At 60.9% G+C, this 17,354-nt stretch carries 5 protein-coding genes and 2 pseudogenes; 4 read left to right on the top strand and 3 right to left on the bottom strand.

All coding sequences use genetic code 11. The annotated features are described in order from the left end of the window. Positions 1-113 precede the first annotated feature (113 nt). A pseudogene (locus H8F22_RS32830) lies at positions 114-360 on the top strand (DUF6124 family protein); the annotation flags it as partial. 49 nt (positions 361-409) lie between these two features. Here the strand turns inward: H8F22_RS32830 and H8F22_RS32205 are convergent. From H8F22_RS32205 to H8F22_RS33275, 3 genes and pseudogenes are all read right to left on the bottom strand, one after another. Beyond that, positions 410-748, bottom strand: a complete 339-nt coding sequence (locus H8F22_RS32205; RefSeq protein ID WP_027926026.1) for a hypothetical protein — start codon at positions 746-748, stop codon at positions 410-412. A gap of 149 nt (positions 749-897) precedes the next feature. Then, entirely contained in the window at positions 898-5,877 is a 4,980-nt protein-coding gene (locus H8F22_RS33280; RefSeq protein WP_456107254.1) for a beta strand repeat-containing protein, read from the bottom strand. Positions 5,878-7,209: 1,332 nt separating this feature from the next. Next, positions 7,210-12,831: pseudogene (locus H8F22_RS33275) on the bottom strand (retention module-containing protein); the annotation flags it as partial. Positions 12,832-13,282: 451 nt separating this feature from the next. Here H8F22_RS33275 and H8F22_RS32195 point away from each other — a divergent pair. The 3 genes from H8F22_RS32195 to H8F22_RS32185 are packed head-to-tail and all read left to right on the top strand — an operon-like array spanning position 13,283 to position 17,256. Further along, the gene (locus H8F22_RS32195; RefSeq protein WP_155953752.1) at positions 13,283-13,780 is read left to right on the top strand and encodes a hypothetical protein; all 498 of its coding nucleotides are present in this window, start codon (positions 13,283-13,285) and stop codon (positions 13,778-13,780) included. Continuing rightward, the gene (locus H8F22_RS32190; RefSeq protein ID WP_059181867.1) at positions 13,743-15,899 is read left to right on the top strand and encodes a type I secretion system permease/ATPase; all 2,157 of its coding nucleotides are present in this window, start codon (positions 13,743-13,745) and stop codon (positions 15,897-15,899) included. The genes H8F22_RS32195 and H8F22_RS32190 overlap by 38 nt, the downstream gene beginning before the upstream one ends. Further along, on the top strand, positions 15,889-17,256 hold the full coding sequence (locus H8F22_RS32185; protein WP_027926023.1) for an HlyD family type I secretion periplasmic adaptor subunit: 1,368 nt from the start codon (positions 15,889-15,891) through the stop codon (positions 17,254-17,256). The genes H8F22_RS32190 and H8F22_RS32185 overlap by 11 nt, the downstream gene beginning before the upstream one ends. Positions 17,257-17,354: the final 98 nt, after the last annotated feature.

Genomic DNA, 17,354 nt, shown 5'->3' with positions numbered 1-17,354 from the left:
GGCGTGGTTTACTCGGTCTGGCACCCCGCACATAGCGGCCACCTTATTCGCGTGCAAGCGAACCGGGTCAGCCTCTTTGTAATCATTGAGACTCCGCCATGTTCAAAGTAACCCCCAACCCGCCTTCTCCCCGCAGAGGCCTCCTCTTCACCGTCTCCCCCGACATCCCCACCGAAGCCCTCCTGGCCAACGCCTCTGAAGACCTGCGCTCCATCAGCGCTGGCAGACGATGTCGAAGGCTCACGCCGCTGCGTCGCGCTGGCGCTTGGCCGAATGGCAGATGGGGTTCATTTATTGGTGGAGCGAGCGCTGGATCACCTTGAATCGCCAGAGTTGGCGCCGGGTTCGGTCAAGGCTTAGCGCGGATGATCGATCCCACGCTCCGCGTGGGATCGATCAGTGTGCGGGGTTAAATCAACCCCGTCTCTTCATCATCAATCAAATGACTCAACCCGCCCAACGCCTCACGGGCCTGGGTCCGGTCCATCAATTTGGCTTGTGCCGCCGGCGGCAGATCGGTGACGCGGATCACGCCTTTGCTGGTCAGCACCTGGATCAAGTCGTCGAGTACCCGGATCATTTCCTGGTCGCTCTGCTTGAGTTGTTTGAGGTTGGTTTCCACCACTTCGTTGGCATACCAGGCCTGGATCTCATGGTGGTCGGCCGGCAGTGTTTCCGTGGCCTCGGCGTAGGCCGCGGCTTCCACGCGCACTAACTGGCCTTGCGCATCGCGTTGCACGTAGAACATGTGAGCATCCCTCAGAAATGAACCAGCCTCATGCTGTCAGCAGCATAGGCCAACTGGACGCGAGTATGCGGTGCGGCGACGAAATCGTCACCGTGGAGAAAGGCACAAACGTGACGGCCGCCCCATAAGGGCGGCCGTTTTTCGTGGGATCAGCTGTTGTTGTGGTCGACTTTGATGGTTGGATCGCTGCCGGCAATCAGCGTGTGGATGTTGGCGCTGGACCAATTGTTGCCTTCCAGTTTGATCGTCACGTCCGGTGTCGCGGCTGCCGCGTCGCCAGAGTTGAACTTGCCGCCGGAGCTGACTTGCAGCGACGACACGCCATCCACCGTGCTGATCTTCAGGAAGTTGTCGATGGTGCTGCCGGTCTCGCCCTGCAACAGATCACGCAGGTCGATACGGTCGCCTTCGCTGGCCTTGAAGTCCTTGATCACGTCGTTGCCGGTGTCGCCTGACTTCCACACAAAGGTATCGGCGCCCGAACCGCCAATGAGGATGTCGTTGCCCGAACCACCCATCAGCGTGTCGTTACCGGTGCCGCCGAGCAGAATGTCATTGCCCTTGCCGCCGTCGAGGCTGTCGTTGCCACCCGAGCCGAAGAGAATGTCATTGCCCGCACCACCCAACAGCGTGTCGTTGCCGTCGTGGGCGCCGGACACATCAAACACGGTGTAGTGCTCGGTGATGAACTGGTGCACGTTGCTGGTGGTGACCTTGCTGACGTCCACGCCGGTCTGCTGGGCGACGAACGCCTGCATCGCCTGATAACCCTCACCGGCAACACCGTTGAAGCTCACCAGGTCGCCGAACAGAATGTCGTTGCCGTCGCCGCCATTGACCGTGTCGGAACCTGGTTGTGTCGCTTCGGTATGACCGACGATCGAGTTGGCCAGGTCTTTCGGATCGATGTTGGTTTGCGGTGTATGGTTCGAGTCGTACGGGCTCAAGTCGACGAGGGTAACGCCCTTGTTCAGGCCAATGGCTTCAACGTTGGACACATTGCTCAGCAGCGCAAAACTGGAAGAGGAGTTATCGACAATCGTCTGATCACTGCCGCTGCCCGTCGTGTAGGACACCTCGTAAGTACCGTCGCCCTGAGCGTGTATGGTTCCCACGTCGCTGGCTTTCCAGTTCTTGGAGCCGTTCAAGGTGTACAGCGTCGCATTCCCGTCACTGTCGATGGTCAGTTTGTGAGTACTGTCGATGGTCGTGGAGAAGGTATCTCCCGGCTTGTAATTGCGGGTGTTCACCACGTCATCGAGCTTCACGCTGCCGTACAGCGTCGGGTTGGTCTGTTCGCCACTCTGGTAGTAGTTCGGTTGGCCGTCGGTGATGAAGTAGGTGAGGTTCTTCGCCCCGGTGTTGGCCACGGCGTCAGCGCTCTGGAACCAGTTGGCCGTGGTTTTGAACACATCTTCGTAGTTGGTCACACCGCCGGACGACATCGAGTCCAGTACCGATTTGAGCAAGGTCAGGGCGTTCGGATCGTTCAGGTTGACCGATACCGATTTGTTGACCTGGGTATCGAAGTCCACCAGGAAGATGTTCACGGTGCCCGAGTTGCCGCCCATGCTCTGCTTGAGAGTGTTGAACACCGACGTCAGCGAGTCCTTGGCGGCGTTGATCGACGACGAGCTCATGCTGCCCGAACTGTCGACCATGAACGCGATGTTGTAGTTGGTGCCCGGCACCACGGTCAGCCCGCCGATGTCGGCGACCATGATGTCGTTGCCGTCGGTGCCGGTGATGTTGTCACTACCGGACGTTGCGGTAACGGCGTTGTAAGCCGCCGGGTAAACCGTGACTGGAATCGTCGCGGTGCTGAGTGCCGATCCGCCCAACGCCTCGGTGGAGGTCGAGGTCACGGTCAGGTTGAACTGGCCGTTGTAGTACGGCGGCGGGGTCACGGTCAGGGTGCCGAGGTTCCAGCCGGTGACGTTGGCTTCGCCTGAGGTCGCGGTGGCGGTGAAGGTGTGGCCGGCGCCATCGGTGAGCACCGAGCCCGCCGGGATGCCGCTGATCTTCACGCTCAGGCTTTCGGAGCCGTCGGTGTCGGTCAGCGCTGTGTTGATCGCGGTCAGGTGAACGCTGGTGCCTTCGGCGCCGGTGTTGAGTTTGTAACCGTCGTAGTAGCCTTCGCCGTTGGTGCCGTGCAAATCGGACACCGTCACGCCGGCCGCGGCCAGGTCCGCCACACCGGTGTACAGCGGCACGCCAGCGCTGCTCAGGTCGACTGCCGCACCGCCGTTGACCGACAGGTTGACGTCATAGCTGCCCGGGCCGCTCTGGTTGTGGTGGTAGATGTCCAGGGTGTAGTAACCGCTGGTGGTCGGGATGAACGAACCGTTCAAATTGCCCCCCGCGCCCCAGGTGATCGACGCAACGTTCTTGCCGCCGATGGTCACCAGCAGGCTGTCATCGCCAGTACCGCTGAAGGTGTAAGTCTTGCCCGCTTCGAGGTAGATCAGACCGGAGGTTTTCGACGCCGTGCCTGCCGCGACGCTGTCGTCGGACTGCACGTTGGTCACTGCGCCACTGGTGTTCGGTTTGCCCGCGCCATCGATGACGCTTTTCAGCGTGCCCGTAGCCGCGCCGTTGCCATCGGTGCCGAGGCCCGACAGGCCGGTCCAGACTTCCTTGATCAAGCCTGTCGAGGTTACGTTGTTGCTCGCGACGTTCAGCGTTGGCGCGTCAGCAACCGGGGTGATGTCGATTTTGATCGTGCCGGTGTTGCCCTGCAGCGAGCCATCGGTTGGCTGGAACTGGATCTGCGCGTAGTCCGCCTTGTTGTTGCCCATGCCGGCGCTGTTGCCATTGGCGCCAGACTCGTTGGCATCCGGCATGAAACGCACTTTACCGGCGTCGATATCAGTCTTGCTGAGGGTCTGGTTGGCCGTTACGTCGGTCCAGGTCGAGCCGTTCAGGTACTGCAATTTACCTTCGCCCGGCAGGCCGGTGATTTTCACACCGAGGCTGGCGGCGGGGGTGTCGACATCGCTGACGCCGAAGGTCGACCAGTTCAGGATCAGCGGGGTGTCTTCGGTGCCGGTGACGTTGACCGGTGCGGCGGTCGGTGCGTCATTCACCCCGACGACGGTCACCGTGGTGGTCGCGGTGTTGGAGTAGTTGCTGCCATCGGTCACGGTCACGGTGATGATCCGCGGCACGGTGCTCGGGTCTTCACTGCTGTTGGTGAAGCTGATGTTCTTGATCTGCTGCATGTAGTCGGCGAGTGTCGCGTTGCCGGACAACGTCAGCGTGACCGTGCCATTCGTGCTGTTGGCATTGATGGTGATGCCATTGACGCTGTTGCCCAGGTTCAGCGCATCGCCCGGCTGACGGTTGGTCAGCACGATGGTTGCGCCGGTCAGCATTGTGCTGTCCGGGTCGGTGATTTTCAGATCGGTGTCGCCGATCGATACACCCTGGCCGGTGGTGCCTTCGGTGAACGTCACGTTGTAGTTGGCACCGGTGGCGCCGCTGGAGTTATTGGCGTCGAGGTCGAGCACCGGCGGCGCATCGTTGTCGATGATCGAGGTGCTGACGCTGCCATTGGTCGCACTGACCGCCAGCGTCTCGAAGTTGCCGCCGGTGGCCGAGTCGATCTTGACCACGAAGTTTTCAGTGCCTTCGGTGATCCGGTCGTCCAGCGTTGCGACATTGAAATTGGCGCTGCTGGCGCCGGCCGGAATCTTCACGGTGTACACCCCGGTGAAGTCCGAACCGTCGGCCGCGGTGCCGCTGTAGACGATTTTCAGCGTCACTTCGGTCTGCGCCGGGTTGGTCAGGCTGACCGTGTAATTGGCCGTCTGGCCTTCGGTCACCGAGGCGCTGCCGGTGATGCTGACCGTGGTGGTGTCCTTGAAGTCGCCGACCGTGGTCGAGACGCTGGTCTTGTCTGCGCCGAGGGCTTCAAGGTTGCCGCCGCTGGCGCTCTTGATGGATTCAGTGACGCTTGGCGCGCCGTTGTAAACGTCGTTGCCCGCGGTTACCGACAAGGTGCCCGAGCTCTGGCCGACGGCGATGGTGATGGTTTTGCCGCTGTCGAGGGTGACGGTGACCGGCGCATCGTGCGCGGTGACCAAGGCGCCTTTGGCGTCGGTCAGCGTCGCGGTGTAAGTGATGGTGCCGTTTTCATCGACGCTCGGGGTGGCGGTCAGTTTTACGGTGGTGGCGTCGTTGACGTCATTGACCGTGGTGGTGACTTCGTCGGCGTTTGGCGAAATCAATTCCAGGTTGCCGCCGGCCGCCGATTTGATGCCTTCGGTGACGGTGGTCTGGCCTTTGTAGACATCGTTATCCGCCGTCACCAGCAAGGTGCCGGAGCTCTGGCCGACGGCGATGGTGATGGTCTTGCCGCTGTCGAGGGTGACGGTGACCGGCGCATCGTGAGCGGTGACCAAGGTGCCTTTGGCATCGGTCAGGGTCGCGGTGTAGGTGATAGTGCCGTTTTCATTCACGCTCGGGGTCGCGGTCAGCTTGGCGATGACTTCGCTAATGGTGTCGGTGATGACCACCGATGCCGGGTTACCCACCACCAGATTTTCCAGCGCAGTGCCACCGGAAGTTGCGCCGCTGATGCCCAGCGTCGCGGTGCCGCCGTCTTTGTAGACGTCTTCGCCTTGCGGCGCCAGGGTGTGGACTTTTTCCGTTTCGCCTGCGGCGAAGGTCACTGTCTGGCCGTCGCTCAGTTTCACGGTCAGGGCAACATCCTGGGCCTTGTCGAGCTTGATGGTGAAGCTCGGCGCCTGGTTTTCCAGGACCGCGCCGTTGCCGACGATGGTGATGCCGACTTTGTCGCCATGGTTGTCGATTGAGGTACCCGAACCTGACTCGTCGGTCACGGTGGTTTGCGACGAATTCTGCGCCAGGGTCAGTTGTTGGAAGTTGTCAGCACCGCTAACGCTTTCGAGCTTGTTGACGATGGTCGGCTGACCGCCCATCAGGATGTCGTCAGGGGCGGTAATGGTGAACGAGCCCGACGCCGCGTTGGCGGGCACTTTGATGAGTGTGCCGTCGGACAGCTTGAAGGTCAGCTCGTCGTGGCTGCTGATTGCAATGCCGTCTTTGTTGGACAGGGTCACGGTGTAAGTGATCTGGCCACCTTCGGCCACGGTGGTTTTATCCACGGTGAGGGTCGCAACCACTTCGCTGACGTAGGCCGTCGGATAAACCGTGACCGGGATCGTCGCGGTACTTGGCGCGGAACCGCCGAGGGTCTCGGTGGACGTCGAGGTCACGGTCAGGTTGAACTGGCCGTTGTAGTTCGCCGGCGGGGTCACGGTCAGGGAACCGAGGTTCCAGCCGGTGACATTGGCTTCGCCTGAGGTCGCAGTCGCGGTGAAGGTATGGCCCGCGCCGTCAGTAAGTACCGAGCCCGCCGGGATGCCGCTGATCTTCACGCTCAGGCTTTCAGAGCCGTCGGTATCGGTCAGCGCCGTGCTGATGGCGGACAGGTGAATGCTGGTGCCTTCTACGCCGGTGTTGAGTGCGTAGCCGTCGTAGTAGCCTTCGCCGTTGGTGCCGTGCAAATCGGACACCGTCACGCCGGAAGCGGCCAGATCCGCGACGCCGGTATACAGCGGAACGCCAGCGCTGCTCAGGTCGATGGCCGGGCTGCCGTTGACCGACAGGTTGACGTCATAGTTGCCCGGACCGTTCTGATTGTGGTGGTAGATGTCCAGCGTGTAGTAACCGCTGGTGGATGGGGTGAATGAACCGTTCAGGTTGGCACCCGCGCCCCACGTAGTGGCCGCGATGTTCTTGCCACCAATGGTCACCAGCAAGCTGTCATCGCCGGTGCCGCTGAAGGTGTAAGTCTTGCCGGCTTCGAGGTAAATCAGGCCGGAGGTTTTCGACGCCGTGCCTTGGGCCACATCGCCACCGGATTGCACGTTGCTAACGGTGCTGCTGGAATTCGGTGTGCCGGCGCCATCGATGACACTTTTCAGTGTGCCCGTTGCCGCGCCGCTGCCATCGGTGCCGAGGCCTGACAGGCCGGTCCAGACCTCTTTGATCAAGCCCGTCGAGGTTACGTTGTTGCCCGCGACGTTCAGCGTTGGCGCGTCAGCTACCGGGGTGATGTCGACTTTCAAGGTCGATTCCGCGCCCTGGTTGAAGCCGTCGGTAGGTTTGAACTGGATCTGCGCGTAATCCGACGCCTTGTTACCAACGCCGGTACCGCCGTAACCATCGGCGCCCGATTCATTGGCGGCGGGTACAAAGGTCAGTTTGCCCAGCGCGATATCCGCCTGGCTGATGGTCTGGCCCAAGGTGACCTGCACACCGTTGAACAGCAGCGTGCCACCGCCCGATACCTGGGTGATGGTGATGCCGAGTGGACTGTCATTATCGACGTCGGTGACCTTGAAGTCGTTCCAGCTCAGGGTGATGGTCGAATCTTCGAGGCCGGTGACAGCTCCGCCGGCGGACACTGGCGCGTGGTCGTTGTCGATGACGGTGACGGTGGTCTTGTCGGTGCTCAGTACCAGGTTTTCGAAGTTGTTGGTGCCCGAGACGCCAGTCAGTTGATTAACCACAGTCACCGGCTGGTTGACGTAGTGGTTGTCCTGGGTGGTCACCACGGTGTTGCCGCTGGTTTGGTTGGCCGCAACTTTGACCACGGTGCCGTCAGTCAATGTAAAGGTCAGGTCACCGTGATTGTTGACCGGCAAGCCATCGGCGTTGGTCAGGGTCACGGTGTAGGTGACTTTGCCGCCTTCGGTGATGCTGGAGTTATCCACCGTCAGTTTGGCGACCACGTCGTTGAGGGTGTCCGTGATGTCCGTGGACACCAGCGACTTGTCCGGCACCAGGCTTTCAAACTTGCCGCCGCTGACCTGATCGATGCTGGCGGTGACTTTGCCGGCGTCCAGGTACACGTCGTCTTTCGGTGCGTCCACGCTGACCTGGCCGGACACCGCATCCTTGAGGATGGTGATGATCGCGCCGTTGCTCAGTTTCACGGTCATGTCGCTGCCGGCGGCATGGGACAAGGTCGCGGTGTAGACGATCTGCCCACCTTCCTGCACCGAACTGCTGGCGCTGAGGGTCAGGCTGGTGGTGTCGGCGGTGTCGGTTACTTTGGTGACGACGGCGGAGCGGTCGGTGTCGAGTTTTTCGAAGTTGCCGCCGGTGCTGTCGGCGATTGCTGCGCGGACGTCCGGTGCGCCGGTGTAAATGTCATTCGGCACGGTGTACGGCACCGAACCACTGGATTCGCCGGCCTTGATATTGATCACCAGGCCATTGTTCAGCGTCACGGTCATCGCGGTGTCAGCCGGGTGGTTCAGGGTGGCGGTGTAGATGATCTGGCCACCTTCGCCGACGGTGCTCACGTCTGCGCTGAGCTTCAGCGTCGTGGTGTCGATGGTGTCATTGACGGTGGTGGTGTGCGTGGTCTGGCTGACGTCGAGCTTCTCGAAATCGCCGCCGCTGGTGCTGGCGATGCCGACGGTGATCTTGCTGCCGTCCTTGTAGACGTCATCGCCCGGCGCCGGAACGGTGATGGAGCCCGACTTGTCGCCGGCCTTGATCAGGACGCTCTCGCCGTTGCTCAACTTGACCGTCATGTCAGTGCCAGCGGCATTGCTGAGGTTGACGGTGTAAGTGATGTTGCCGCCTTCGACCACGTAGTCGCTGGCGGTCATGGTCACCTTGGTGGTGTCCACGGTATCGCTGATGGCGGTCGAGGTCGGGGTTTTGTCGGCGACCAGATTCTCGAAGTTGCCACCGGTCACCTCCTTGATGGAGTTGATCAGCGGCTCGTGGCCGACCAGCGCATCGTTCGGCGCCTTGACGGTGATCGAGGCATTGCTTTCACCGACGGCGATGGTGATTTTTTCACCGTTGGCCAAGGTGACGACCACGGCCTGGCCAGTGACGGGTGCAGTGACGGACGCGGTGTACACCACGTTGCCGCCTTCGTTCGTGGCAGGCGTTGCCGTCAGGCTGACCGTCGAGGTGTTGATCGTGTCAGTGACGTCAGTCACCGCTGCTACCGGGCTGCTCACCAGGTGTTCGAAGTTGCCGCCAGTGGCGTCTTTGATGGTCGCTTCGACTTTGCCGGCGTCTTTGTAGACGTCATCGGCCGGTGCCTTGACGGTCACCGAGCCAGTGGTCGCACCCGCAGCGATGCTGATCACCGCGCCATTGCTCAAGGTGACGGTGACTGGCGTGCCGGCGGCGTTGGTCAGTTTGGCGGTGTAAACGATCGAGCCGCCTTCAGCGACGGAATCGGTCGCGGTCAGGCTAACCGTGGTGGTGTCTTTTACATCGGTCACTGAGGTGACCGCCGGCGTTTTGTTCGCCACCAGATTTTCGTAGTTGCCACCGGTGGTGCCGTCGATTTTTACGCTCAGCGATCCGCCGCCAGCCAAGGCATCGTTAGGTGCTTTGAAATGCACGCTTGCACTGCTGGCGCCGACCGGAATGGTGATGGTCTGGCCGTTGGACAAGGTCACAACCACCGGTGAACCGGTGACGGGCGCGGTGACGGACGCGGTGTAGACCACGGTGCCGCCTTCGACCGTGTGGGCCGTGGCGGTCAGGGATACGGTGCTGTTGTTGATGGTGTCGGTCACGTTGGTGACAGCTGGCGTCTTGTCGGCCACCAGGTTTTCGAAGTTGCCACCGGTGGTTTTGGTGATGCTGGCGTCGACTTTGCCGGCGTCCTTGTACACATCATCCTTGGGCGCGGCGAAACTCACTGAGCCGGTGGTGGCGCCCTTGGCAATGTTGATCACGGCGCCGTTGCTCAGCGTCACACTCATGGCAGAGCCAGCGGCATTGGTCAGCGTCGCGGTATAGACAATCGAGCCGCCCTCGGCGACCGTGCCGGTGGCGCTCAGTGACAGGCCGGTGGTGTCTTTCGTATCAGCAACGGTGGTGACCGCAGGCGCGTAATTGACCGCGACGTTTTCGAAGTTGCCACCGCTTTGGCTGACGATGATCGCCGCGACTTTGCCGCCATCGACGTACGGTGTGTCAGCCGGTGCAGCAAACTCGACCGAACCGCTGGAAGCGCCAGCGGCGATCTGGATGACCGCGCCGTTGCTCAACTTCACGGTCATGGCCGTGTCTGTCGGGTTGCTCAGGGTGGCGGTATAGGTGATCTGGCCACCCTCGCTGACGGTGTGGCTGGCCGACAGAGACAGCAATGTGGTGTTGATGGTGTCAAAGACGATGGTGATTGCGGGTGCCTGGCTGACGACGAGGTTCTCGAAGTTGCCGCCGGTGGCGTCGGTCACCTTCACGGTGAGCAAACCGGTGTCCCTGTAGACGTCGTCGCTTGGCGCCGCGATGGTCACCGAACCACTGGTTTTGCCCGCGGCAATGGTGATGGTTTCACCGTTGCTCAGCGTGACAGTTACCGGGGTTTGCGCGGCGTGGGTCAGGGTCGCGGTGTAAGTAATGTGCGAACCTTCAAGTACCGCCGTGTCCGCGCTGAGGGTCAGGCGTGTGGTGTTGGTGGTATCCGCCACGTTGGTCACGGCTGGCGCCGGGTTGGTGACCAGGCTTTCAAAGTTGCCGCCGGCCGCGTCTTTGATGGTGACTTCAACTTTGCCGGCGTCTTTGTAGACGTCGTCCTTCGGCGCATCGACTTTGACGGTGCCGGTGGTTTTACCGGCCTCGATAGTGATCGTCGCGCCGTTGCTCAGGGTCACGGTCACTGGCGTGCCGGCCGGGTTGGTCAGGGTCGCGGTGTAAACAATCGAGCCACCCTCGTTGACGTTGCCGGTGGCCGTCAGCGACAGGGTGGTGGTGTCGACGGTGTCGGTCACGCGGGTGCTGACCGGTGTCTTGTCGGCGACCAGGTTTTCGTAGTTGCCGCCGCTGATGTTGGTGATCGAGTTGGTGACCGGCGCGTGGCCATTTAGCACATCGTTCGAGACCACGGCATTGACGGTGCCGCTGCTTTTGCCAACGTCGATGGTGATGGTCTGACCGTTGGCCAGGGTCACGATGACGGGCGAACCGGTAACCGGAGCACCGACCGATGCGGTGTAAACCACGGTGCCGCCCTCGGCCACGCTGCCGGTGGCGGTCAGGGTGACGGTCGAGGTGTCGAGGGTGTCGGTGACGCTGGTCACGGCGGCAGCCGAGTCTTTGACCAGATTTTCGAAATTGCCGCCAGTGGCGTCCTTGATGGTGACTTCGACTTTGCCGGCGTCTTTGTAGACGTCATCGGCCGGTGCTTTAACGGTCACGGAACCGCTGGTTGCGTTGGCCGCGATGGTGATGACCGCGCCATTGCTCAGGGTGACGGTCACCGGCGTGCCGGCGGCGTTGGTCAGGGTCGCGGTGTAAACGATCGAGCCGCCTTCAGCGACGGAATCGGTCGCGGTCAGGCTAACGGTGGTGGTGTCCTGGGTATCGGTGATCGAGGTGTCCGCCGACTTGCCGTCAACGTCCAGCTTCTCGTAGTTGCCGCCCTTGGCGTCATCAATCTTGACGCTCAAGGAACCGCCACCGGCGAGGGCATCGTTCGGCGCGGTGAAATTCACACTGCCGCTGCTCGATCCGACCGGGATGGTAATGGTCTGGCCGTTGGACAAGGTCACAACCACTGGCGAACCGGTGACGGGTGCGGTAACGGACGCGGTGTAAACCACGGTGCCGCCTTCGGCCACAGTACCGCTGGCCGTCAGGCTGACTGTCGACGTGTTGATGGTGTCAGTGACTTCAGTCACCGCCGCTGCCGGGCTGGTCACCAGGTTTTCGAAGTTGCCGCCGGTGGCGTCCTTGATGGTCGCTTCGACTTTGCCGGCGTCTTTGTAGACATCATCAGCCGGCGCCGGGACGCTCACGCTGCCGGTGGTCGCGCCCGCCGCGATGGTAATGACCGCGCCGTTGCTCAAGGTCACGGTGACTGGCGTACCGGCCGGATTGGTCAGGGTTGCGGTGTACAGAATCTGACCGCCCTCGGCCACTTCGGTCGATGCCGACAGGCTCAGGCCGGTGTCGTCGCGGGAGTCGGTGATGGTGGTGACCGCCGGCGTGGTGCTCGGGACCAGGTTTTCGAAGTTGCCACCGGTTGCACCGGTAATCGTGGTGGTGACGGTGCTGCCATTGTTATAGACATCGTTGGCAGCGGTCGGCACGTTAACGGTGCCCGTGGTGTTGCCGGCGTCGATGGTGATGGTCGAACCGTTGGACAGCGTGATGGTCACCGGGGTTTGAGCCGGGTTGGTCAGCGTCGCGGTGTAGGTGATCACGCCGCCTTCGGTAACGCTGGCGCCTGCGGTCAAACTAACCGTGGTGGTGTCGACGGTGTCGGTGACCTGAGTCACGGCCGGGGTCGTCGGCGGCGTGACGATGATGCCGTTGCCGCCCGTGGTGCCGGTGACGGTCACATCGATTTGGGTCGGGTCGTTATAAACAGTGTCGTTCGGCGCCAACGGCACACTGACGGTGCCGGTCAGTTGGCCGGCCTGGATCACGATCACCGAGCCGTTGGACAAGGTGATGCTCAGGTCGGTCAGCGGCGCCTGTGTCAGGGTCGCGGTGTAAACCAGTACGCCGCCGGCTTCGGTGATGGTCGGCGTGGCGCTGAGGCTCAGGGTCGATTCACGTTGCAGGTTCGGATTGGTGTCGGCCGTTTGTCCGTCGAGGGGGTTCTGTGCCGCCAATGCGCTGGTGCCAAAACCCGCCGTCGGGAAACCCACGGTCGGGTCCACCCGGCCAGCGGTGGCATCCAGCATCACGAAGCTGTGACCGCCACCTGCCGCGCCGCCCGTGCCGGCAGCCGTGGGGCCGGCCGCGGTGGCTTCAAGGTCTTTGGTCGGGTCGGCGCCGGCGACGATGGCTTGCTGCAATTCTTCAACCGATGGCGCGGCCTGTGCGGTGGCTTCTGCCAGGTCGGTGCTGGAGTCCGGAGCGCTGGCGCTCCACTGAGTGTCGCGACCCAGGTCCAGGGTCCGGCCGTCAGCCAGTTCGAGCGTCACGGCACCCGCTGCCCCCGTGTCTACCTGATCCCCTGTCAGCAACCGATCGCCTTCAACGAGTACACGACGGACGCCCTCTGGGGACACCGCGAAAACTTGACCGACAATGCTTTTGACGATGGCAACAACACTGCTCATTGAAGACTCTCCGGGTGGAACATTCAGTTGACTTGCACACGTGACTTACAGGGACATGACGGCACTCGGCCGGACCTGTCCGGGCAAACTTTTAAAGCAAGAGTAGACGCAAGTTTGACGCGGATATTCGTCAATAAATTGTCTATATTTTTTAGCTATTGACTATATGCCAAACTATTGACCTTGCGGGTGCCATCCTAAACACTCGTCTCAGTAATGTCACATTGATATTTGAGTAACGAGCGGTCCCGTCGAGTGTGATCCGGGTCCAATTTTAAACTTTCCGACATACGGTCATTCGGGTGGTCATTTTCCGATGCGTTCGTATGTTTCGCAGTGATTTACGACAAGTAATTCAGGGAAATCGAAACCGTTCGTCTGCACTGATTCAAGGCTTCGCCCCATCGCTCCAGGCACCGGTTTTGTTCGGATACAGAGCTTTGCGCAGGCCATGCGACAGGCACTGGAAGTCCATCCGGAAGTCCAGGCAGGTGTTAATAATCGATTGGGCGCGGATTATCAGTTAAAGACGGCCAAAGGGGGATACTTCCAAGGGGCGATCTGCTGGGCGGTAATTGTCATGAAGACACTGAATAGCGTCACCACGCGAACAGCATCGACCCATAATCACCGGGGAAATTTTGCTCCGCAGGCGTCGCGCCAGCGCCTCTCGCCAATGGCGTTTGACGGTTTCTCGACGTCCAGTGAAGTGGTGCGTCAACAAGCCGCCGAGCTCAAAAACATTCAGTTATTTACTCATCACCGATTCAAGGCGACCATGAGCCGGTTGCTCAAGCGCCAGGGAGTGGTTGCACCGTTGGCATCCGTTGTGCAGAACGACGTGAAGCCAGGTTCCGCTTTCCGGGATGAATTGAGTCCTCCCTTTTTACCGTTAGCCAAGAGTGTCGAGCGTGGAATCAGAAGTCAGTCGAGTTCAACTCATCCATGATCCACGCGCGTTGCATGACGATCCGTTACTGGATGGCCTGCTCGCCCTGTGCACGCTGCACCAGAAACCGGCCAGCGCCGCGATGTTGACCACCGGCCTGCCATTGCCCAAGCAACGCCTGAGCGTTGAGTTGCTGCCTCGCGCCGCCGCTCGCGCCGGCCTGCAAGGTCGGGTGCTGCAACGCAAGCTTGAGCAGATCCCGGCGATTGCGATGCCTGCATTGCTGTTGCTCAAGGATGGCCGCAGTGCGGTCCTGCTCGGCTGGCACGGTGACGACCAGGCGCGCGTACTGCTGAGTGAATGCGATGGCGGCGAAAGTCTCGTCAGTCGTGAATTGCTCGCCGACGACTACACCGGCAAAGTGTTTTTCGCTCAACCCCAGCACAAATTCGACGTCAATCACGGCACGCTGATTCCGCGTGCGCGTTCGTGGTTCCGCGACACCCTCAAGCGTTCGCGCTGGCTGTACGCCGACGCCATCGCCGCCAGTTTCCTGATCAACATCATCGCCATGGCCGCGCCGCTGTTTGTGATGAATGTGTACGACCGCGTGGTGCCGAACCAGGCGGAATCGACCCTGTGGGTCTTGGCCATCGGCATCTCCGGTGCCTACCTGTTCGACCTGATTCTGAAGAGCCTGCGCAGTCTGTGTCTGGACCTGGCCGGCAAGAAAACCGACCTGATCATCTCCGCCACTCTGTTCGAGCGCATTGTCGGCATGGCGATGAAATACCGCCCGGCGCGGGTCGGCAGCTTCGCCCAGAACATCCATGAGTTTCAGAGCCTGCGCGACTTCCTCGCCTCGCTGACCCTGACCAGCCTGATCGACCTGCCGTTTACGCTGCTGATCTTCATGGTCATCGCGATACTCGGCGGACACCTGGTATGGATCCCGGTGCTGGCGTTCCCGATTGCCCTGCTGATCGGCTACGCGCTGCAGAAACCGCTGGTGGCGACCATGGAACGAACCATGGCCCTCGGCGCAGAGCGTCAGTCGAGCCTGATCGAAACCCTCGCCGGCCTCGACGCGGTGAAGGTCAACAACGCCGAAAGCGAACGCCAGTATCAGTGGGAACAAACCATCGGCACCCTCAGCCGCCTCGAACTGCGGGTGAAAATGCTCTCTGGCCTGGCGATGAACATCACCTTGCTGATCCAGCAACTGGCCGGGGTGATCATGATTGTCTTCGGTGTGTACCAGATCATCGCCGGTAACCTGAGCATGGGCGGCCTGATTGCCTGCTACATGCTCAGCGGTCGTGCGCTGAGCCCGCTGGCTTCGCTGTCCGGCCTGCTGACCCGTTATCAGCAAGCACGGGTGACCATGACCTCGGTCGATCAAATGATGGAGTTGCCGCAAGAGCGCAATTTCGAAGAGCGCCCGCTGAGCCGCAAGGTGCTGCAAGGTGCCATCGAATGCCGGCAGATGAGTTTCACCTATCCGCAACAGCAGAATCCGGCGCTGAAGAACATCAACCTGATCATCAAGCCGGGCGAGAAAATCGGCATCATCGGTCGCAGCGGCTCGGGCAAAAGCTCCCTGGCCAAACTGCTGGTGGGCCTGTACCAACCGGATGACGGCGCGCTGTTGGTGGATGGCGTCGACATCCGTCAGATCGACGTCAGTGAGTTGCGCCACAACATCGGCTACGTGGCTCAGGACATCCAGCTGCTGGCGGGTACCTTGCGCGATAACCTGGTGTCGGGCGCACGTTATGTAGAAGACGAATTGGTCCTGCAGGCCGCCGAACTGGCCGGCGTGCACGAGTTTGCCCGTCTGCACCCGCAAGGTTACGAACTGCAAGTCGGTGAGCGCGGGCAGAACCTGTCCGGCGGTCAGCGCCAGAATGTCGCGCTGGCCCGGGCGCTGTTGCTTGATCCGCCAATCCTGCTGCTCGACGAGCCGACCAGTGCCATGGACAACACCGGCGAAGAACGCCTCAAACAACGCCTCGCGGCCGTGGTGGAAAGTAAAACCGTGGTGCTGGTCACGCACCGGGCTTCGCTGTTGTCGCTGGTGGATCGCTTGATCGTCATCGACCGTGGACAAATTCTTGCCGATGGCCCGAAAGCCGCCGTGATGGAAGCGTTGAAGAAGGGGCAGATCAGTGTTGCTTAAGTCGGGGTTCAAAAATTCGATCGGTCGTTACTTCAAAGGCTCCGATTCGTTGCATGGCCAGCCACTGCCCGAGGTCAACAAAGCCCTCATCGAAGACGCCCCACGCGTGGTGCGGTTGACGATCTGGGCGATCATCGCTTTCTTCGTGTTCCTGATGCTCTGGGCCCATTACGCGGTGATCGACGAGGTCACCAAGGGCGACGGCAAGGCGATTCCATCGTCCAAGATCCAGAAAATCCAGAACCTTGAGGGCGGTATCGTCTCCGAGCTGTTCGTCAAAGAAGGGCAGATCGTTGAGGCCGGTGCGCCGCTGATTCGCCTCGACGATACGCGCTTCGCTTCCAATGTCGGCGAGACCGAAGCGGATCGCTTGTCGATGCTACTGCGGGTTGAACGCTTGAGCGCGGAAGTCGACGACCGTCCGCTGAATTTCGCGGCGGACGTGCTCAAAGCCGTGCCCGTTCAGGCGGCCAGCGAAGAGTCGCTGTACACGAGCCGTCGTCAGCAACTGCACGATGAAATCGGTGGTTTGCAGGAGCAGTTGATCCAGCGTCAGCAAGAGCTGCGTGAGTTCACCTCCAAACAGTCGCAGTATCGCCAGCAACTGAGTATGCAACGCCAGGAAATCAACATGTCCGAGCCGTTAGTGGCCCAGGGCGCGGTGTCGCCGGTTGAAGTGCTGCGCCTGCGGCGTGCCGAAGTCGAAACGCGTGGACAACTGGATGCCACGACACTGGCGATCCCTCGCGCCGAATCGGCGATCAAGGAAGTGCAGCGCAAGATTGACGAGACACGCGGTAAATTCCGCAGCGAAGCCCTGACTCAACTGAACGAAGCACGCACCGACCTGAACAAGGCCCAGGCCACCGGCAAAGCGCTGGAAGACCGGGTCAGCCGAACGCTGGTGGCATCTCCGGTTCGCGGCATCGTCAACAAGCTGCTGGTGAACACCATTGGCGGCGTGATCCAGCCGGGTAGCGACCTGGTGGAAATCGTGCCGCTGGACGACACCTTGCTGGTCGAGGCGAAAATTCGCCCGCAAGACATCGCCTTCCTGCACCCGGGGCAAGAGGCGACGGTGAAGTTCACGGCGTACGACTACACCATCTACGGTGGGTTGAAGGCCAAGCTTGAGCAGATCGGTGCAGACACCATCACCGATGAAGACAAGAAGACCACGTACTACATCATCAAGCTGCGCACCGATCGCAGCCACCTGGGCACGGATGAAAAGCCGTTGCTGATCATTCCGGGGATGGTGGCGTCGGTGGATATCATCACCGGCAAGAAGTCAGTGCTCAGCTATTTGCTCAAGCCGATTATTCGGGCGCGGGCTGAGGCGTTGCACGAGCGATAATTCGCGATGGCGGCCTGAAAAACAGCACATCCCTAAAAGCCATATCGTTATTCACTAACGGTATTTAAATTTCAATTCTTATACCTATAAAGTCACTC

This window comes from Pseudomonas mucoides (assembly GCF_015461845.1).
Taxonomy (GTDB): Bacteria; Pseudomonadota; Gammaproteobacteria; order Pseudomonadales; family Pseudomonadaceae; genus Aquipseudomonas; species Aquipseudomonas mucoides.
This window is presented reverse-complemented; position numbering and strand designations above follow the sequence as displayed.

What these genes read in the sequence shown, in the direction of transcription:
- H8F22_RS32205 (WP_027926026.1), bottom strand. Translation starts at nt 748, where the DNA reads ATGTTCTACGTGCAACGCGATGCGCAAGGCCAGTTAGTGCGCGTGGAA.
- H8F22_RS32195 (WP_155953752.1), top strand. Translation starts at nt 13,283, where the DNA reads ATGCGACAGGCACTGGAAGTCCATCCGGAAGTCCAGGCAGGTGTTAAT.